The organism is Salinibacterium sp. CAN_S4, assembly GCF_015752305.1.
GTDB lineage: Bacteria > Actinomycetota > Actinomycetes > Actinomycetales > Microbacteriaceae > Rhodoglobus.
This window is the reverse complement of record NZ_JADOVB010000001.1, coordinates 123,154-141,692: the sequence shown is the minus strand read 5'-3', so window position 1 is coordinate 141,692 and position 18,539 is coordinate 123,154. Positions and strand designations below refer to the sequence as shown.

21 protein-coding genes are annotated in these 18,539 nt (G+C 65.5%); 12 read left to right on the top strand and 9 right to left on the bottom strand.

Annotation, left to right across the window (positions count from 1 at the left end):
• Positions 1-37: 37 nt before the first annotated feature.
• The 3 genes from IWX81_RS00700 to IWX81_RS00690 all read left to right on the top strand — a co-directional run bounded on the left by IWX81_RS00700 (position 38) and on the right by IWX81_RS00690 (position 1,639).
• Positions 38-961 carry an SDR family oxidoreductase gene (locus IWX81_RS00700; protein ID WP_199279375.1) on the top strand — a complete coding sequence of 308 codons (924 nt, stop codon included), beginning with the start codon at positions 38-40 and terminating at the stop codon, positions 959-961.
• Between the two features lie 71 nt (positions 962-1,032).
• The gene (locus IWX81_RS00695; protein WP_199279374.1) at positions 1,033-1,245 is read left to right on the top strand and encodes a DUF2945 domain-containing protein; all 213 of its coding nucleotides are present in this window, start codon (positions 1,033-1,035) and stop codon (positions 1,243-1,245) included.
• 70 nt (positions 1,246-1,315) lie between these two features.
• Positions 1,316-1,639 (top strand): hypothetical protein, encoded by a 324-nt coding sequence (locus IWX81_RS00690; RefSeq protein ID WP_199279373.1) that lies wholly within the window; start codon positions 1,316-1,318, stop codon positions 1,637-1,639.
• Between the two features lie 51 nt (positions 1,640-1,690).
• Here IWX81_RS00690 and IWX81_RS00685 read toward each other — a convergent pair whose 3' ends face one another.
• Positions 1,691-1,999: a DUF1905 domain-containing protein gene (locus IWX81_RS00685; protein ID WP_334592499.1), complete on the bottom strand. Its 309-nt coding sequence runs from the start codon at positions 1,997-1,999 to the stop codon at positions 1,691-1,693.
• Between the two features lie 65 nt (positions 2,000-2,064).
• Between IWX81_RS00685 and IWX81_RS00680 the strand changes: the two genes are divergently transcribed.
• The gene (locus IWX81_RS00680; RefSeq protein ID WP_199279372.1) at positions 2,065-3,468 is read left to right on the top strand and encodes a pyridoxal phosphate-dependent decarboxylase family protein; all 1,404 of its coding nucleotides are present in this window, start codon (positions 2,065-2,067) and stop codon (positions 3,466-3,468) included.
• On the opposite strand, the gene IWX81_RS00675 is transcribed toward IWX81_RS00680, so the two are convergent.
• From IWX81_RS00675 to IWX81_RS00665, 3 genes are all read right to left on the bottom strand, one after another.
• Positions 3,465-4,247 (bottom strand): hypothetical protein, encoded by a 783-nt coding sequence (locus IWX81_RS00675; RefSeq protein WP_199279371.1) that lies wholly within the window; start codon positions 4,245-4,247, stop codon positions 3,465-3,467. The genes IWX81_RS00680 and IWX81_RS00675 overlap by 4 nt on opposite strands.
• 1 nt (position 4,248) lies before the next feature.
• Positions 4,249-4,848 carry an RNA polymerase sigma factor gene (locus tag IWX81_RS00670; protein WP_199279370.1) on the bottom strand — a complete coding sequence of 200 codons (600 nt, stop codon included), beginning with the start codon at positions 4,846-4,848 and terminating at the stop codon, positions 4,249-4,251.
• Positions 4,849-4,929: 81 nt separating this feature from the next.
• Positions 4,930-5,904 (bottom strand): NAD(P)-dependent alcohol dehydrogenase, encoded by a 975-nt coding sequence (locus IWX81_RS00665; protein ID WP_199279369.1) that lies wholly within the window; start codon positions 5,902-5,904, stop codon positions 4,930-4,932.
• Between the two features lie 79 nt (positions 5,905-5,983).
• On the opposite strand from IWX81_RS00665, the gene IWX81_RS00660 reads away from it, so the two are divergent.
• The 5 genes from IWX81_RS00660 (at position 5,984) to IWX81_RS00640 (ending at position 10,743) form a co-directional block, all read left to right on the top strand.
• A complete protein-coding gene (locus IWX81_RS00660; protein WP_334592494.1) occupies positions 5,984-7,063 on the top strand; it encodes a DNA glycosylase AlkZ-like family protein in 1,080 nt (359 codons plus the stop codon).
• 44 nt (positions 7,064-7,107) lie between these two features.
• Entirely contained in the window at positions 7,108-7,905 is a 798-nt protein-coding gene (locus tag IWX81_RS00655; protein ID WP_199279368.1) for a nucleotidyltransferase domain-containing protein, read from the top strand.
• Positions 7,906-8,013: 108 nt separating this feature from the next.
• Positions 8,014-8,631, top strand: a complete 618-nt coding sequence (locus tag IWX81_RS00650) for a DUF1294 domain-containing protein (protein WP_199279367.1) — start codon at positions 8,014-8,016, stop codon at positions 8,629-8,631.
• Between the two features lie 52 nt (positions 8,632-8,683).
• Positions 8,684-9,628, top strand: coding sequence for an ABC transporter ATP-binding protein (locus IWX81_RS00645; protein WP_199279366.1), 945 nt, complete (start codon positions 8,684-8,686; stop codon positions 9,626-9,628).
• The gene (locus IWX81_RS00640; RefSeq protein WP_334592490.1) at positions 9,625-10,743 is read left to right on the top strand and encodes an ABC transporter permease; all 1,119 of its coding nucleotides are present in this window, start codon (positions 9,625-9,627) and stop codon (positions 10,741-10,743) included. The genes IWX81_RS00645 and IWX81_RS00640 overlap by 4 nt, the downstream gene beginning before the upstream one ends.
• Before the next feature lie 16 nt (positions 10,744-10,759).
• On the opposite strand, the gene IWX81_RS00635 is transcribed toward IWX81_RS00640, so the two are convergent.
• Positions 10,760-10,969 carry a hypothetical protein gene (locus IWX81_RS00635; RefSeq protein ID WP_199279365.1) on the bottom strand — a complete coding sequence of 70 codons (210 nt, stop codon included), beginning with the start codon at positions 10,967-10,969 and terminating at the stop codon, positions 10,760-10,762.
• An 89-nt stretch (positions 10,970-11,058) separates the two neighbouring features.
• On the opposite strand from IWX81_RS00635, the gene IWX81_RS00630 reads away from it, so the two are divergent.
• Together IWX81_RS00630 and IWX81_RS00625 are read left to right on the top strand one after the other, a co-directional pair.
• Positions 11,059-12,528 carry an HNH endonuclease signature motif containing protein gene (locus tag IWX81_RS00630; protein ID WP_199279364.1) on the top strand — a complete coding sequence of 490 codons (1,470 nt, stop codon included), beginning with the start codon at positions 11,059-11,061 and terminating at the stop codon, positions 12,526-12,528.
• Positions 12,529-12,691: 163 nt separating this feature from the next.
• Positions 12,692-13,570: a CAP domain-containing protein gene (locus IWX81_RS00625; protein ID WP_199279363.1), complete on the top strand. Its 879-nt coding sequence runs from the start codon at positions 12,692-12,694 to the stop codon at positions 13,568-13,570.
• A 7-nt stretch (positions 13,571-13,577) separates the two neighbouring features.
• Here IWX81_RS00625 and gatB read toward each other — a convergent pair whose 3' ends face one another.
• Positions 13,578-15,092 carry an Asp-tRNA(Asn)/Glu-tRNA(Gln) amidotransferase subunit GatB gene (gatB, locus tag IWX81_RS00620; RefSeq protein WP_199279362.1) on the bottom strand — a complete coding sequence of 505 codons (1,515 nt, stop codon included), beginning with the start codon at positions 15,090-15,092 and terminating at the stop codon, positions 13,578-13,580.
• Positions 15,093-15,101: 9 nt separating this feature from the next.
• Positions 15,102-16,046 (bottom strand): EamA family transporter, encoded by a 945-nt coding sequence (locus tag IWX81_RS00615; protein WP_199279361.1) that lies wholly within the window; start codon positions 16,044-16,046, stop codon positions 15,102-15,104.
• Between the two features lie 68 nt (positions 16,047-16,114).
• On the opposite strand from IWX81_RS00615, the gene IWX81_RS00610 reads away from it, so the two are divergent.
• Positions 16,115-16,657 (top strand): CGNR zinc finger domain-containing protein, encoded by a 543-nt coding sequence (locus IWX81_RS00610; RefSeq protein ID WP_199279360.1) that lies wholly within the window; start codon positions 16,115-16,117, stop codon positions 16,655-16,657.
• Between the two features lie 35 nt (positions 16,658-16,692).
• On the opposite strand, the gene gatA is transcribed toward IWX81_RS00610, so the two are convergent.
• Together gatA and gatC are read right to left on the bottom strand one after the other, a co-directional pair.
• Complete coding sequence (gene gatA, locus IWX81_RS00605; RefSeq protein WP_199279359.1) at positions 16,693-18,189, bottom strand: Asp-tRNA(Asn)/Glu-tRNA(Gln) amidotransferase subunit GatA; 1,497 nt, start codon at positions 18,187-18,189, stop codon at positions 16,693-16,695.
• Positions 18,186-18,512 (bottom strand): Asp-tRNA(Asn)/Glu-tRNA(Gln) amidotransferase subunit GatC, encoded by a 327-nt coding sequence (gene gatC, locus IWX81_RS00600; RefSeq protein ID WP_199279358.1) that lies wholly within the window; start codon positions 18,510-18,512, stop codon positions 18,186-18,188. The genes gatA and gatC overlap by 4 nt, the downstream gene beginning before the upstream one ends.
• Positions 18,513-18,539: the final 27 nt, after the last annotated feature.

The window sequence follows — 18,539 nt, the reverse complement described above, 5'->3', positions numbered from 1 at the left end:
ACTTCCATTCACGTGCCATTCCACGATCGGAGCCAGCATGGCAGCAGCATCCTTCGCCGATAGGGTCCCCGACCTGACGGGCAGACTCGCCATCATCACGGGTGCCAACAGCGGCCTGGGCTTCGGACTGACCGGCAGGCTCGCGCGCGCAGGAGCCGACGTGATCCTCGCGGTCCGCTCGCTAGAGAAGGGAACGGCGGCAGCCGAGCGGGTGCGCAGAGAGCTGCCGGGCGCGAAGCTCGAGGTCCGAGTGCTCGACCTGGCCTCGCTCGAGAGCGTTGCGGAATTCGCTGCGGGTGTCGCATCGGACGGTCGACCGCTCGACATCCTGATCAATAACGCGGGAGTCATGGCACCACCGAAGCGCATGACGACCGCCGATGGTTTCGAGCTGCAGTTCGGTAGCAACCACCTCGGCCCGTTCGCGCTCACCGGGCAGCTCCTGCCCGCCCTGCGTTCGGCTGAGAGCCCCAGGGTCACGAGCACTAGCAGCCTCGCAGCCCGTGCTGGCCGGATCAACTGGGATGACCTGCAATCCCTCAAGCGCTATGTACCGTTCGGGGCATACGGTCTCTCGAAGCTCGCCGACCTCATGTTCGCGCGTGAGCTGCAGTCGCGCAGCGACGCCTCGGGCTGGAGAATCACGAGCACCGCAGCGCACCCGGGCGGAACCGCCACGAACCTGCAGGTGGCGGGACCCCGGCAGGGTCGGGCGCTCACCGGATTCAGCGCGTGGGCCAACGGCCGTTTTCTGCAGCCGCTCGCGCAGGGAATCCTGCCCTCCCTGTACGCGGCCACGAGCCCCGATGTCACGCCAGGCGGATACTACGGCCCGAACGGCTTTCTCGAGATCCGTGGCCTCGCGACCACCGCGCATGTTCCCCGGCGGGCGCGGGACGTGGCGGATTCGGCCAGGCTGTGGACGGTGTCGGAACAGCTGACCGGCGTCACCTTCGGCTAGCACGCAGCACTGCCGCCGCATGGCGGTGTCAAGCCCTCGACCGCTCGCGGCCGCTTTCGTATCGTGAAGATATGCCAGAGCTATCAGTAGGAGACCGCGTCAGCTGGGCCACGTCACAGGGTCGAACTCACGGCAGGATCGTCGAGCGGAAGGTGAAGGACTTCGAGTTCGCCGACCAGAAGTTCACCGCATCATCCACCGAGCCCGCGTTCATCGTCCAGTCCGAGAAGACTGAGGCGAAAGCCGCCCATAAGGCGAGCGCGTTGCGCAAACTGAAGGACTAGCGAGAACAGCGCCCCGAACTGGGGCGACGATTCCTCACACATCACGTTCGAGAACAATTAGCGTTCGAGAATGACCGAAATCTCCAATGCATACTCGACAGCGTCGTCGCCTGAAATCGCTGGTGAACCCGCACGCGCAACTCACAACCCACTAGGTTGGGGTTCGATCGCCGCCGGCGTTGTTGCTCTCGCCATCTCTCTCGGCGCTCCATTCTCCGTATTTCACATCATTGCTATTGCGGCTACATTCGGTCTCGCAATCGCGGGTCTCATGGCCAAGAACCGACCGCGGGCGACGGCACGGATTGGGCTCGTACTCGGCATTCTCGCAGTGCTAATCGGAGCCGCTTACACAATATTTGTCATTGCCGCCCTCTCCGGTTACCTGAGCTGAGTCCCGCAAACCCCATAGACATCAGGACGTTGAATCCCGGAACCTGGTTCGTCAGAGCAGTTCGACCCGAACATCGACCACGTCGCCGAGTTCAATGTCCTCTGCTCGACGCACGCTCTTCTTGACGGGGAGCGAGTACCCCTTCGACCTTTCGGCGGGGAAGATGGATGTCTCCCACGAGGTATCCCCGATGGTCGCCCTCACGCGAACCGAACGGAAGCCCCGCGACTCCCGCGGTGCGTCACGGATCGGTTCGGCGAACTCGGCGGGCAGCGTCACGAAGAACCAGTCATCCCGCCGGGCCTGCCATCGCCAGACCTCCGACGAGAAGTGGACGGGATCCCCGGTGCGCGCCATCATGCCGTGAGGGTACTCCCCCGGTTCCCGTCATTGCCACCCGCCACGTCGCGGGTCTACCGTGGGGCATGCCGTTCGACCCAGCGGAGTATCGCGACGCTCTGGACCACGCACACCGGCACGCCCTCGACTGGCTCGACTCGGTGCCCGAGCGGCCGGTGCGCCCCGCCTCGACCGTGGACGAGCTGGATTTCGCCGGCCCCTTGCCTGAAGGTCCCACCGACGCTGCTGAGGTCGTCGACGAACTGGCCAGAAAAGCCGAGATGGGGCTAATGGCTATCCCCTCCGGCAAGTTCTTCGGCTGGGTGATGGGCGGCACGCTGCCGGCTGCCCTCGCCGCCGACTGGCTCGTCGGCGCCTGGGACCAGAACGCGGGGTTGCGGTACGCCACACCCGCCGCTGCTGCGATCGAGGAGGCCGCGGGATCCTGGCTGCTCGAAGCTCTGCACCTGCCCACCAGGGCTGCCGTCGGGTTCACGACCGGCGGCACGACCGCGAACATGGTGGGACTCGCTGCGGGCCGGGGCGATGCGCTGCACAGGGTCGGCTGGGATCTCAATGCCCACGGACTCCAGGGTGCGCCGAAGGTGACCGTACTCGCTGGCGCCGAGGTGCATGCCTCCGTGGAACTCGCTCTTCGCTACCTGGGGCTCGGGATGCCTCAACTGGTGGAATCCGATGCCCAGGGTCGACTGCGACCGGATTCGCTTGCGCTTGCTCTGGCGGAGACCGATGGCCCGGTGATCGTGGCACTCCAGGCGGGAAATCTGCATTCCGGAGCGTTCGATCCGATGCGGGATTGCATCGAGATAGCCCACGAGAACAGCGCCTGGGTGCACGTCGATGGCGCGTTCGGACTCTGGGCGGCCGCGAGCCCCCGCTGGGCGGCCGAGCTCGACGGTCTCGACGGGGCCGACTCCTGGGCGACGGACGCCCACAAGACCCTCAATGTGCCCTACGACTGCGGAGTCGCGATCGTTGCGGATCCCACCGCGGCGCGCATCGCGTTCGGTACCCATACGAGCTACCTCATCCAGGCAGCGGACGCCCCGGCTGATCCCTTCGAACTCGTCCCCGAGATGTCGCGGCGCGCACGCGGGATCCCGGTCTGGGCCGCGCTGAGGTCGCTGGGTCGCTCCGGTGTGATCGAACTCGTGGAGGGGCTGGCTGGCCACGCGCGGGGGCTGGCCGACGCTCTCGCAGAGCTCGATGGCGTCGAGATCCTGAATGACGTCGTCTTCACCCAGGTCTGCCTGTCGTTTGGCAGCGACGAGCGCACCAGGGCTGTGACCCAGGCACTCATTGCAGATGGTGAGGTGTGGATGTCCGGCTCACGATGGGCCGGCCGCGATGTTCTGCGGATCTCGGTCAGCAACTGGTCGACGGATGCTACGGACGTCGCGAGCTCGGTGAACGCAGTGCAGCGCGCTATGCGGAATGCCGCAAAAACTGAACCGGGCAGGTCGCGCTAGTCGTCCTTCTTGCCCGAATTCCCGCCGCCGTTGCTCTCGCCGGACGGCTTATCGTCGGACTTACCGCTGTCGTCGCTCGAGTCGTCATCACCCTGATCGTCGGAGTCGTTCGAGTCGTCATCACCCTGATCGTCGGAGTCGTCGGAGTTGTCGGACGTCCCGCTGTTCTCACCCGAGTTGCCGAACCCGTTGTCTTCGCCCGAACTGCCGACACCGTTGTTCTGGCCCGAATTGCCGGTGCCGCTCTCGTGACCGGAGTCGTTGCTTCCGTCATCGCTCGATGCACCGGTGACGGGACCGTCACCCGTCGGCGCCGGTGTCGGAGTGACAACGGCAGGTACGCCGGGCGCTTCCCCCTGATCGGTCGTCTCGATGCCCACTACCCCTAGTGGTGCAGTATCGGGAACGACCTGATCGAACACATCCTGTGCTCCTGGGGGAAGCAGCCCGGCTGTTCCCATACTTACTACGGCTGCAGCACCCGATGCTGCACCCAGGATGATCGCCACTGTGACACCGATACCGAACAGCCCCGTGACTGCGCGCCTGGTGGCAACGACGGTGGAAATCCCGTTCGAAGCATCCCGCTGCATGACAAGGGGGGCCGCGGTCAGGTCCACGCGTGCGCTCAGAGCTGCTGACGGTCGCGGTGCGGGCCCGATTGCCGCGGTGCGATACGCCGTCAGAAGTTCCGTCAGCGAATCCCCGTCGGCACCTGCGGGCACGCGACCGAGAGCGAGCTCGAAAGCATCGTTCCCTGGATTCTTTGTGTTTTTCATCTCACACGGGTAATCGTTCCATGGGTCGAAAAGGGTACGGCTTTGTCGAAACTTTTTTTCGCAGTGCGTCGAGTGCCCGTTTTTGCAGCGATTTGACCGCTCCCGGCGACTTGTCGAGCACTTCGGCGATCTGCTCGATGGTGAGATCGGAGACGATCCGCAGCACCATCACGTTGCGCTGGTCGACCGGCAGGATGTCGAAGAGGGCGAGCACAGACTCATCGGATGATCTGAGGTCGGAGACAACCTCGGCGCTGGGTTCTGATCGCAGGTCGTTCTCTGGCTCCCATTGCACAGACTCTCCCCGCCGAGAGCGCTGGCGCAGTTCATCCACGAGGCGGCGGTAGGCAATGGAGAACAGGTATGACCGGAACTCCGATTCGGTTCCGATGAACGTCGACAACGTGCCAAAGACCGTGAGGAATACCTCGCTGGCGAGATCCTCAGGATCCCGGGATCCGCGCCCCCGGGCGAATCCGACCACGCTGGGCGCATACTCACGCCACAGCGTCGCGCTCGCCCACGGAGCATTGGACTGCGCCGCAGCGAGCACAGTCTCGAACGGCACCCCCATGGTGCCCGTATTCCCCAGAAATACCACGATTCGACGATATATCGCTTAGTCGACAATGCACAGGGGTGAGCGTCCCCCCAGAAAGGAGGTCATGGCGGGTGAGTTCGGTCACCCGGCCACGGCGATGACGATCTTGCCGCGGTGCTGGGCAGCGCCGAATCGCTCCATGGCGAGCCCCGTATCAGCGAGCGGCATGACTCTATCGATGTGAGGTTTCAGCACGCCAGCCTCGGCGAGGGTTGCCAGCTCGGAGGTGCTCGCGTTCGGCTTGAGCCACAGCATCCTCAGCCGTGTCCCTGTCATCCGGCCGATAAGGCGACCCCAGAGCGCCAGACCGAGCAGGCTCGACGTGGTTGCGCCAATCGCAACGTAGATTCCGCCGGGGGCCAGCGCGCGCGGCACGCCGAACGGCGATCGTGTCATGCGGGTGTCGATGATCACGTCGAATCGCTCGCCAGAGCGGGTGAAGTCGACCGCGCGGTAGTCGAGTGAGCGAGTGAATCCCACCGCGCGCATAAATTCCTGTTTGGATGCGTCGTCTACGCCGACGATGTCGCGCACGCCGTAGTGACTCGCCAGCTGTGCAATCAGCGGACCGACGCCTCCACCCGCGCCATTCACGAGAAGCCGGTGTTCCGGCCTGAGTTTCGCGACGTCGACGAGCGCCTGGACGGCGAGGTTGCCAGCGTGTGGGAGAGCCGCGGCATCCACAAACGAGAGGTTGTCGGGAATGCGGGTGAACGCGGCCGCGGCAGTGCTCAGGTACTCCGCAAACCCCCCATTGCCCCGCTCTGACAGGTCTCCGAAGACGCGATCACCGAGGCTGAGGTTCGAGACGCCGTCGCCAACCTCGACGACCTCGCCCGCCACATCCAGGCCGAGGATGCGCCCGCGGTGCCCCCGCTTCCCGTTGAAGGCGCGCACGAAGAAGGGCTTGCCCGTCAGAAGCGCCCAGTCCTGGTCGTTGACCCCGGTCGCATGCACGCGAATCAGCACCTCACCGGCGCCCGCGGTCGGGCGGGGTGCGGTGCGCAGTTCGAGCGCCTCGGCCCCTCCATAGGCGGTTTGCACGACGGCTCGCATGGTGAGAAGTGTAGCGAGCGGGCTCCGGGCGCGGCGTGAGAAACCGTAGCGCGTCGTACCCCGCTGCTAGCGTGACATCGTGATCCACAAGCTCACGCGTGACGAGGCCCGGCGGATTGCCGTGCGCGCGCAACTGCTCGATGCCGACCGGCCGGGTGACGTGGTCGAGGTAGCCGAGCAACTCGGGGCCATCAAGATCGATCCGACGGCCACCATCGCGACCGCCGAGCACAGCATCCTCTGGTCCCGCATCGGCATGGGGTACGAGCCGGTGCAACTGTCGAAGAACGTGGAGAAGGATCACCTGCTCTTCGAATTCGACGGGGCATTCCGCCCCATGAGTCTGTTGCCGCTCATGATGCCGGGCATGAGACGGTGGCCGCAGCGCGCGAGCAGCCGCGCCTGGCTCGACGCGAACGACAGCTTCCGCACCGACGTGCTCGCTCGGCTGCGCGCCGAGGGCCCCACGCTGGCTGCCGACATTCCGGACACCGCCAAGGTGGCTCGCGACACGTCAGACGGATGGTACGGCGCGAGCCAGGTCGTGCACATGCTCGACTCCCTCATGCGACAGGGAGAGATCGCGATCGTCGGCCGCACGGGCCGTCATCGCCGGTGGGACATCGCCGAGCGCGTCTACCCGCAGGGGCAGCCCGAGTATGAGCCGAAGGACGCCGAGCGGATGCTAGACGAACGCCGGCTCCAAGCCGCGGGCATCGCGAAACAGAAGTCACCATGGACTCCCGTGGGAGAGGCAGGCGAGCCGGCGGAGGTCGAGGGCAGCTCCTGGACGTTCCGCGTCGACCCCGAGGCGCTCTCGGCGCTCGACGATGATCCGGGAGGTCGGGTCGCGTTTCTGAACCCCTACGACGGCATGCTGTTCGACCGGCCCCGGCTGAAGGGGCTCTTCGAGTTCGAGTATGTGCTCGAGCAGTTCAAGCCGAAAGCGAAACGGAAGTACGGCTTTTTCGCGTATCCGATCCTGATGGGAGACCGGTTCGTCGGGATGCTCGACGCCGAGATGAATCGCGAGCGCGACACGCTCACCGTCAACGCCGTGCACGAGTTCTTCCCGTTCGAGGCTGAAGAAAGCGAAATGGTCAGGGCCGAGATCTCCGAACTCGGCGAATGGCTCGGCGTCACCGTTTCGGCGTGGTGACCGGGGGCAACTCTCGCGAGCATCGGCGCGATAGTCTCGCTCGTATGCGCGCTATCCCCGACAACATGGACGCCGCAATCGTCGCCGCAGTCGAGGAACGCCTGCGCAGGGTAGAGCACGATCACGGCGTGCGCATTTCGTGGGCGATCGAGAGCGGGAGTCGGGCGTGGGGGTTCCCCTCACCCGACAGCGACTACGACTGCCGCTTTTTCTACATTCACACCCGCAACGCCTACCTCACGCCCTGGCCTGCGCGCGACGTCATCGAGACGCCGCTCGACAAAGTCTTCGACGTCAACGGCTGGGATGTGATCAAGGCAGTACGGCTGCTCGTCAAAGGCAACGCGACCGTAACCGAATGGTTGCGGTCGCCGATCGTCTACTTCGGCGATGAAAGCTTTCGAGACAACATGCTGTGGCTGGCGACATCCCTTTACGACCCTGTTCGCGCCGGTCGGCACTATTTACACGTCGGGCAGCAACAGCGGGAAGGTGCGCTCAACGACCTCACGCTCAAGCGCGTCTTCTACGCGCTGCGGCCAGCCGCGACCCTGCTATGGCTGCACACCAATCCGGATGCGGGCGTGCCGCCCATGGACGTCCCTACGCTGCTCGACCAGACGGAGCTGAGCGCCGAACTCAAAGAAAGAATCGCGGAGCTGATTGCTCTCAAGAGCACAACCCGGGAGCTCGGAACTGGCGCAGTGCCCGCAGCGATCACAGACTTCATCACGCGGGAGTTGATGCTTGCCCGCGACCTCTACGAAGATGTCGACCCGACAGTGCATCCAGACGCTATCGCGCTAGCCGAAGAATGGTTTCGCGGTGTCGTGGATGGGTGAACGGGTGTCAACGCATTCATTGATACCCCTTTGTTCGACGGGCTGAGCCACGGCGATCGAAGTGGCGACGACACATTCGTCAATCCCGATCCGGCTATCATCGGGCGAATGACTGGCGCACGACTCGAGGGAACTCTCATCTCGTGGGATGACGATCGCGGCTTCGGATTCATACGACCATCGAACGGATCGCGGAACGTGTTCGTGCACATTCGTGCGTTCGTCGCCGCCGCTCGGCGGCCACAGGTGGGCGACTCGCTCGACTTCCGGCTCGGCCGGGGCCCGAACGGTCGCACTCAGGCGCAGGATGTCCGTGGGGCCGGCCTGGCGTATCCCCCGCGATCCAGACACGCTGGTCGAGGTGCCGTGTTCGGCATCATCGTGATCGCGCTGTTCGTCGGTGCGATCATCCTGTCGAACTCCGTAGCCCCACTGAATGTCGGCGTGATCGCCGTCTACGCGACCATGAGCGCCCTGACCTTCATCGCCTACGGGGTGGACAAGTTGCGGGCCCGGTCCGGACGATGGCGCGTCTCCGAGGCCACCCTGCTCGTGATGGGGTTCGTCGGGGGCTGGCCAGGGGCGATCACCGCCCAGCAGCTCTTCCGTCACAAGACCAGGAAGTCGAGCTTCCAACAGGCCTTCTGGGGATCGGTGGCCCTGAATCTGCTGATCTTCGCCGTCATCGCTACTCCCGGCATCCGGGAGTTCATCAGTCGGGTGTGACGGGCGGCGCGGAACTGCCGCAACCCATGGTTCCTGCGCTATGCTCGGCCGCATGACGGTTGCCCAACTAGCGGCTGGCGGCATCGTCGTCGACCACGTCAGCAGGTCCTTCGGCACTGTTCACGCTGTCAGGGACGCGAGTTTCACCGCCGTACCCGGCACCGTGACCGGCCTCATCGGCCCCAACGGCTCGGGCAAGACCACGCTCATGCTCATGCTGGCGTCACTGCTGCAGCCGGAGGGTGGCAGCATCCGGATCGCAGGATTCGATCCCGTGGATGCCACGGCAGAGGTGCGCTCGCGCATGGGGTGGATGCCCGATGTGCTCGGCTCATGGGCGAACCTGAGCGTTCGAAGCACCCTCGAGTACACCGCGAGGATGTACGGAATGGATCTGGCCGCGGCCTCGGCGCGTGCCTCCGAACTCGTCAGTCTCGTCGACCTCTCCGAGCTCGCTGCGAGCCCCACACGGGTGCTGTCCCGCGGACAGAAGCAGCGACTCAGCCTCGCGCGCGCACTCGTGCACGACCCGGACGTGCTGCTGCTCGATGAGCCGGCATCCGGACTGGATCCCGGAGCGCGCACCCACCTGCGCGTGCTCGTGCGCCGGCTCGCCGCCGAGGGCAAGACGATCCTGGTCTCGAGCCACGTGCTCGCCGAACTCGACGAGATGGCTGACGGGGTCGTCTACATCGACGGAGGCGTGACGGCATCCGCTGAGGTCGTCGCGCGAAGTCGTGCGAGCGCGCGCCCCTGGCGCATCCGGTCGTCGAATGTCGAGGCCCTGCGCTCAGGCCTCGTCACGGCCGGAATCCCCGAGGCCGACATCACGGCGGATCGCAGAGACCTGCTCGTGCCTCTTGACGGTGAGGATGCCGCGGCAACCCTGCTGGCGTCACTCATCGGATCCGGGGTCGCGATCAGCGCCTTCGCACCGGCCGTCGGCGACCTCGAGCACACCTTCCTCGACCTCAGCAGCGGCGGAGACCCCACATGAGCGCGTTCGTGACGGGAGTCTCGGTCATCCTGACTCTCGAACTCCGGCAGCGGGTGCGCACTATCAGCTGGTACGTGCTCATCGGCGTCTTCATCGGCCTGATCGCGATCGTCACGGTCGTGCTCTCCGTTGCGCTGAGAGGCTTCGGAGCGGACGATTCGGGCGGGGCCGGGATCTACTCCACCATCATCTACTTCGTCCTGCTGCTGGGAACCCTGGTAGCACCCGCCCTCAGCGGCAACGCCATCAACGGCGATCGGGATGCGGGGACGCTCGCCACCACACAGGTCACCCTGATCACAACGTGGCAACTGATCATCGGCAAGTTCCTCGCCGCCTGGATCACCGCGCTGGCCTTCCTCGCCGCTTCGGTGCCGTTCCTGATCTACGCGTCGATCGTCGGTCGGCTGAGCGCTGGAGCGATCGCCGTGTCGATTCTCATCCTCGCGATCGAGCTGGGGGTGGTGGCGGCTATCGGCGTCGGACTCTCCGGGCTCGTCTCGCGACCACTGTTTTCGGTGGTGCTCAGCTACCTCGCAGTCGCAGCTCTCAGCATCGGCACGCTCATCGCCTTCACACTCGGCGGCCTGGCAGTTCAGAGCCAGGTCACGAATACCTCGAGCTACGGCGTGACGTACAGCGACTCTGGTCAGGCGATCTCGTGCTCTCCGGTCGAGACCTACACATACTCCACCCCGCGATTCGACAGGTTCTGGGGTGTGCTGGCGGCCAACCCCTATGTCGTGCTCGCCGACGCTGTTCCGTCGACCTTCGACCGCAACGGCTACCCGACCGATCTCTTCGGGCAGATAAAGTTCGGCGTGCGGTCGGCGCAGATCACGCCAGAGACCGAGATCGGCTACGACGAGTGCGCGGACGGGCCGCCTGAGTCGTCGCCCACAGCGCAGGAGGTCATCGACTCCACCACGCCCGGCTGGTTCGTGGGGCTGATGATCCATCTCATCCTGGCCGGCCGGTGCGCTCACCGGGGCGTGGGCACGCACGAGAACCCCCGCAGCGCGACTCGGTCGGGGCAGCCGCATCGCCTGAGGTCGCACTACCCTTCCCAGGCCGCGTCGGAGAAGTGCTCCACCACTTCGCGCACTGCCGGCTGATCCCGTGATCATCGAATCAGTACCCACGCACCAGCTGCAGGTCCGTGTCGGGCCGGCCCAGTTCTCGGGACAGGACCATGGAGCGGAAACCGGGTGTGATGGCGAATATCCTCTGTGCCGTGGCGAATGCCGCTTCGACGTCGACCTCGAGGCCGGGTGTGATGGAGAGGACGGCCTGCTCGAGGATCCCGTGGCTGGGCGTTCGGTCAGGCTTCCCCGTCGCCATCCCCTCCTCCACAGTCGGTTCGAATGCGACTTGTCCACCAATATTCGAGCACTATTCATATTTATGTTCTAGTCTGCCACAATTGATCCATGGCTGGATTAGAAGACCTGTTCACCGAGTCGCTCATGGCGATTCGGTCGGCCACGTCTGCGCTGGCCAGCGTCGGCTCGCTGAAGGCTCTCCCCGACGAACGGCTCGTGGAGGCACAGCGCACCGTAGCCGACGCTCGCCGCGCCCTGGATTCATCGGCGTCCATGATCGCGGGCGAGATCCAGCACAGGTCGCGACCCGAGCTCGGGTATAGCGGGCTCGCCCAGCGACAAGGCTTCCGCACTCCCGAGAAGCTCGTCCAGTTTGCGACGGGCTCGACGGCACGGGATGCCGCTGCGCTCGTGACCGTCGGGGCGCTCATCCACGACGCCGAAGCTGCCGCGTCCCCCGACGGCAGGGGCGACGCCACTGAGGTCCGCGAACCGTGGCTTCTTGCCGTCGGCCGAGCCGTGGCATCCGGCGCACTCGGTGTGGACGCAGCGCAGGCGATCCGCACCGGACTCGGTCGACCCGGTGCCGACGGCGGGGTCACCGTCGCGCAACTCGACGGTGCTGCGCTCACACTGCTGCGCGAGGCCTCAACCCTGAATGCCGATGCGCTCCTGCAGCGCGCCCGGCAGCTGCGCGACGACCTCGACGTCGCCGGCGTGGCCGAGCGGGAGCAGCAACTGCGGGACGAGCGCAGCATCCGTCGATACCGTCGGCCGAACGGCCTTAGCCGGTATGTCATCGACCCGGATATCGAGACCGCTGCATTCCTCGACGATCTTTACGATCACACCACCTCGCCGAGGCGCAGCACTGTGGCATTCCACTCTGACGACGATCGCGCCTGGGCCGATTCGGTCAGTCGCGACACCCGCACCACCAACCAATTCGTGCACGACACGTTCATCGACCTTCTCCGGCTGGCCGTCGGCAGCGACTCCCCCGCCACCCGACGACTCATCGGATCTCGTCAACCCTCGGTGCGGGTTCTGGTCAGTGCCGTCGCTCTCGATTCAGGCCACGGAGTCGGGCGCATTGAAGGAATCACTACCCCGGTGTCATTGGCCACTGTCGAGCGCATGGCCTGTGCTCATGGAACAGTCCAGGTGGCATTCGACACCGGCGGCAACCCGCTCGACCTGGGTCGCGAACAGCGGCTGTTCACCCCACGACAACGCATAGCGCTTGCTGCCCGGGATGGTGGCTGTCTCTTCCCGGGTTGCGACAGGCCACCCAGCTGGACCGAAGCCCACCACATCGATCACTGGCAGAGGGATCACGGCCGAACGGACATCGACCGTGGTGTGCTGCTGTGCCGACATCACCACATGCTTGTGCATAACAACGGTTGGGAGATCAGGAATGACGGCGACGGATTCCAGCTCATTCCACCGATCGCCATCGACCCCAGCCAGACTCCGCGCGTCATGCCGACCAAGAGCGCCGCACTGCGGGACCTGCTGGGCGCGGACTCTGCGGACATCGATAATCGTCGCCAGAAAACTCTGCAGCCCGCCTGAACGCTGCGCCTGGGGTCGCAGTTGATCCGTTTGTCTGGCGATGAAGGTCTGTATCGACGTGCGTCTGTGGTGAGGCTCCCGTATCGTGTCCTCGAGCAGAAAGCCGAAGCGAAAAGATCGCGCGGTACCTGGACGCGGGTGTAGGGCCGGCGGAGATGGGGTGATGATGGTTCGCAGAGCAGTCCGGATACGCGGGGCCGTGGCAGCCTTCCTCCTCGCGGTCGTCGTGGCCCTCGGCCTGGTGGCAGCGCAGCCCTCGGTGGTGCATGCTGGCGAGACTGAGACCATCTACTCGCTCGTGAATGAAGCCCGGTGGAGCCAGGGCAGCCAGGGATTAGCGCGGAACTCCGCCATGGATGCAGTCGCCGCCAACTGGGCCGCCACCCTTGCCCAGGCCGGAACCCTATCCCACAACCCGAACTACTCCGGTCAGATTCCGGGCGGCTGGGTATCGGCCGGAGAGAACGTGGCGCAAGGCTATTACGGCGCCGCCGCCATGCATGACGGGTGGATGAACTCAGCAGGCCACCGCGCCAACATCCTCGGGGACTTCACCGATATCGGCATCGCCTACCTCGAAGCGGGAGGCACCACGTGGGGCGTCCAGGTCTTCGCGAAGTATCCGGGCACTGTTACTCCCGCCGCTCCCGCACCGGCGCCCGCCCCAGCAGCCCCGATCGAACCGGCACCGGCTGCGGAAGAATCAGCACCCGCTGAGGCGGCTCCGGCACCTGTTCCTGCGGTGACCCCGACACCCGACGCAGCCACCCCCACGCCGGCAAGCGCCGACAACCTCAGGGATGCTCGGGCGGGCGTGGAGCTCTCGGCACGAAGCTCCGGCGACAGCACTCAGAACGGTTCGGGGATCAACGGTTCGGGGATCAGCGGTTCGGCGATCGGCGCTGCAGGTGCCCTGCCCACAACTCCGCTATGGGCCGGGATTCTCGGTGCCCTCGTCGTCGCCGCTGCAGCGTTTGCCAGTTACCGCCTGCGTTCCCGCCGGGTTGAGCGGGTGAAGAACACAGCCACGCAGGATGGATAGCGCGCTGCTACTGCTGGGCACGCTCCAGCACCAGTTCGCGAACTCGAGCCGCGTCCGCGGTCCCCTTCATCGCTTTCATAACGGCGCCGATCACAGCACCAGCAGCCTGCACCTTGCCCTCGCGAATTTTCTCCAGCACATCAGGCTGCGCGGCGAGAGCGTCGTCGATCGCGGCGATGAGGGCGCCGTCGTCCGAGACGACCTTCAGTCCACGAGACTCCACCACCTGAGCGGGAGAACCTTCACCCGCGATGACTCCTTCGAGCACCTGGCGGGCCAGTCGGTCGGTCAGCTCACCGGCATCGACGAGAGCGACGAGAGCGGCGACATCCGCCGGAGACACCAGCGACGCGGCATCCACCGACGACACGTTCGCGAGCCTCGCGATCTCGCCGGTCCACCATTTGCGGGCCTGGGCCGGAGCGGCCCCTGCGGTGACGGTCTCGTCGATCTCGACGAGAAGGCCGGAATTCACCACATCCTGGAACTCAAGATCAGTGAAGCCCCACTCTCCCTGCAGCCGCTTCTTGCGCAGCGAGGGCGCTTCGGGAAGGGCCGCGCGCAACTCTTCGATGAGTTCCAGCGACGGCTCGACCGGGAGGAGATCGGGCTCGGGAAAGTAGCGGTAGTCGTCAGCGTCACTCTTGGGGCGCCCCGCTGAGGTGACACCGGTGTCTTCGTGCCAGTGACGGGTTTCCTGGATGATGGTGCCGCCGCCGTCCAGGATTGCGGCCTGGCGCTGGATCTCGTAGCGGATCGCCCGCTCCACCGAACGCAGGCTGTTGACGTTCTTCGTCTCGGTGCGCGTGCCGAGCTTGCCCGACCCGCGCGGGGACAGCGAGATGTTGGCGTCGCAGCGAAGGTTGCCGCGTTCCATCTTCGCCTCGGAGATTCCGAGCGACACCACGATGTCGCGGATCGCCGACACGTAGGCCTTGGCGAGCTCAGGAGCGTCGGCCTCGGCGCCGGTGATCATGCGGGTGACGATCTCAACCAGCGGAACGCCCGCACGGTTGTAGTCGACAAGCGAATACTCGGCGCCCTGGATGCGGCCGGTGGAACCGCCGACGTGGGTGAGCTTGCCGGCATCCTCTTCCATGTGGGCACGTTCGATATCGATCGTGAACTTCTTGCCGCTTGCCAACTCCACCTCAACCTGGCCATCGAACGCGATCGGCTCGTCGAACTGGCTGATCTGGTAGTTCTTCGCGAGGTCGGGGTAGAAGTAGTTCTTGCGGGCGAAGCGGCTCGATGGCGCGATCTCGCAGCCCAGCGCAAGGCCAAGGCTGATCGAGTACTTGATGGCCTGCTCGTTGACCACGGGCAGCGACCCCGGCAGGCCGAGGTCCACAGGAGTGATGCTGGTGTTCGGCTCGTGAGGCACGTTGCCGAGCGCGGCAGGGTTCGGCGCATCCGAGAACATCTTCGACTGGGTGTTCAGCTCGACATGCACCTCGAAACCCAGCACGGGCTCGAAAAGTTCGAGGGCACGGTCGTAGTCCATCAGTTCAGCTTTAGCCACCAGATGATTCTAACCGGGGGTGGATGCCGCGGACTCCCGGTCGGTGACGATCGTCACTACCTCGACGGGCGCGGGCCGCTCCGCGTGCACGAACGCGATGCCGGCGAGGATGAGCAGCCCACCCAGCAACTGCACGACGCCGAGACTCTCGCCCAGCAGCACCCACGCGAACATGGCGGCAAAGACCACTTCCAGAAGCCCCACGAACGACATGATGCGGGAACCGAGCATCCCGGTGGCGATGATGCTGGTCGCGTACGCGATGGCCGTGCCGACGACGGCGACAATGCCGAGTAGTACCCACCACGGGGCCGTTCCGCCGAGGAACGGCATGTCGGTGAACGCGGCAGTGAACGGCAGAACGCCGATGACACCGAGCACGGAGAGCACCAGGGAGCCGAGAAGCAGCCCAGAGGCGGCCAGCGCTACCGGCGGCAGCCCCTCGGAGGGTCGCGCCGCGATGAGGTAGTACGTGGCGGCACCGATCGCGGCCAGGAACGCGGCCGACACCCCGATCAGGTCCCCGGCGATGCTCCCCGGCCCGACGACGAGCACGAGACCGACGATCGCGACGGCAGAACCGAGCAGCACGACCTTCTTCGGGATGACGCGGGTCGTCGCCCACGCGAACAACACCAGCAGGATCGGTGCAAGATACTCGATGAGAATCGCGGTGCCGACAGGAATGCGCTGCACGGCGACGAAGTAGGCGAGTTGCGTGCCAGCGACCCCCACGAGGGCCATCGCGACGATGCGACCGCGGGCGCGCCAGACGCTGCCCCAGTTGCGGTGCAGGGAATGGATCGCGAACGGCAGCAGCACGAGGCCGGCGACGAGGGTGCGCATGGCGACGGCCACCGTGGGGCTCCATCCATTCTCCAGAAGCGGCTTGATGAAGGCTCCAGACACACCGAAGGCAAGCGACGCGGTGAGGCCGATGATGAGCGCTTTCATGATGCCTGTCCCTGGGGTTTCGGAGGTGTTGGAGTTGACGGTACTCTGGCCAAGAATAAGGAGTCAAATTGCATTTTGCCCCTGACACAGAAGAGACTCTCCTCTTCACCGTCGCGCTCGCCAACACCGACCCCGGAGCCTCCAAAAGCGGGCTCGATGAGATCGCCACCGTGGCCGAACTGACCGCCCTTCTGCAGGCGCACAGCTACTCAGGACACTTCGACCGGGACGAGGCCGAGCGCGAGTCCGTCGCACAGACACGCGACCTGTTGCGCCGGGTCTGGAGCATGCCCCGCGATGACGCGGTGGCCGAGGTCAATCGGATGCTGCGAGAAGCCGGCGCCCTGCCCTTCCTCGTGCGCCACGAGCCATTCGACTGGCACCTTCATGCCACGGAGCCGAACGCTCCACTCGCCGAGCGGATCAGGGTGGAGGTGTCTCTCGCGATAGTCGATGTGATCAGGTCGGGTGAGACCGGGCGCCTGCGAGTGTGCGAAGCTCCGGATTGCACCGGACTGCTGCTCGACCTGTCCCGCAACGGATCCAAGCGGTTCTGCAGCGTGCGCTGCGGGAACAGGATGAACCAGGTGGCGTTCCGCGAGCGGGCCTGAGCCCGTCCGCAGTCGCGAGCCAGCCAGCCAGCCAGCTAGAGCTTCGGCGCCTGGCTCAGCAGCGTGTGACCCCAGCCGTCTTCGAGAAGCCGCTCGAGGGTTGCTCCGAGCTTGTAGAGCCGGGCATCCTCTCGCGCCGGAGCCATGATCTGGAATCCGACGGGCAGTCCATCTTCCGGTGCGAGCCCGATGGGCAGGCCCATTCCGGGCACGCCGGCGAGGTTCGCGGGAATCGTGGTCACGTCGTTGAGGTACATCGCCAGCGGGTCGTCGATCTTCTCGCCGAACGCGAACGCCGTCGTCGGTGACGACGGGGAGACGAGCACATCCGCTTTTTCGAACGCCGACGCGAAATCACGCTGGATGAGAGTGCGCACCTTCTGCGCGCTTCCGTAATAGGCGTCGTAGTACCCGGCAGACAGCGCGTAGGTGCCGAGAATGACGCGCCTCTTCACCTCTGGGCCGAAGCCGGCCTCGCGGGTCGCCGCCATGACATCCTCGACGGTGCCGCTGACCTTCGAGCGCATGCCGAATCGCACCGAATCGAACTTGGCCAGGTTGCTGGATGCCTCGGCCGGGAGGATCACGTAGTACGCAGCGACCGCGTACTCGAAGTGGGGTGCAGACACCTCGACGATCTCGGCGCCGGCCGACGTCAGCAACTCCAGCGCCTCGTGGAATCGCTGCGACACACCGGGCTGGAAGCCGGGGCTGTCCAATTCCTTCACCACGCCCACACGCAGGCCCTTGAGGCTCTCGGCGCGTGCACCATCGCGGGCAGCATCGGCAAACGACGGCCAGACATCGGTCAGCGAAGTGCTGTCGCGCGGGTCGTGCCCTCCGATCACGTCGTGCAGGAGAGCGGCATCCAGCACCGTGCGGGCCACGGGACCGACCTGGTCGAGCGAGGACGCGAGGGCGATCGCGCCGTAGCGTGAGACTCCGCCGTAGGTGGGCTTGACTCCCACGGAACCGGTTACTGCCGCGGGCTGGCGGATGGAGCCACCCGTATCAGAGCCGAGAGCAAGAGGTGCCTCGAAGGCCGCGACAGCCGCGGCCGAACCGCCTCCGGAACCGCCGGGGATACGGGAGAAGTCCCAGGGGTTCTTCGTGGGACCGTACGCCGAGTGCTCGGTCGACGAACCCATGGCGAACTCGTCCATGTTGGTCTTGCCGAGAGCGATGAGGCCCGCGGACTTCAGCTTCGCCACCGGGGTGGCGTCGTATGGCGGAATCCAGCCCTCGAGGATCTTCGAGCCTGCCGTCGATGGCATACCGATCGTGCAGAGCACATCCTTGATCGCCACGGGAACCCCGGCGAGGGGGCCGAGTTTCTCACCGGCGGCGCGACGGCTGTCGATATCTGTCGCAGCGGCAATGGCCTCGGCGTTGACGTGGAGGAATGCGTGGACATCTCCGTCAACTGCGGCAATGCGGTCGAGGTGAGCCTGGGTGGCTTCGACCGAACTGACCTCGCCGGTCGACAGCTTCTCGGCGAGAGCAGAAGCTGAGAGGTGGATCAACGAGCTCACTGCTCCTCCCCCAGGATGGCGCTGACCTTGAAGCGGCTGCCGTCGTGCTCTGGCGCACCAGCAAGGGCCTCGGCGGTCGTGAGCGTGACACCGGGAACATCAGGCCTGAACACGTTGACCAGGGGAATCGGGTGACTGGTGGCCGGGACATCCGGAGTCGCCACCTCGCTGACCTTCGCCACGGAGTCGACGATCGCGCCGAGCTCTCCGGTGAGGGTGACGATCTCGTCGGGGGTCAGCGCGATTCGTGCGAGGTTCGCGAGGTGCGACACCACGTCGGTCGTAATCGCGGCGCCGTTAGCGCCGAGGGTGGTTTCAGACATGCGGCTCCGTAAACAGTTTTCGGGGAT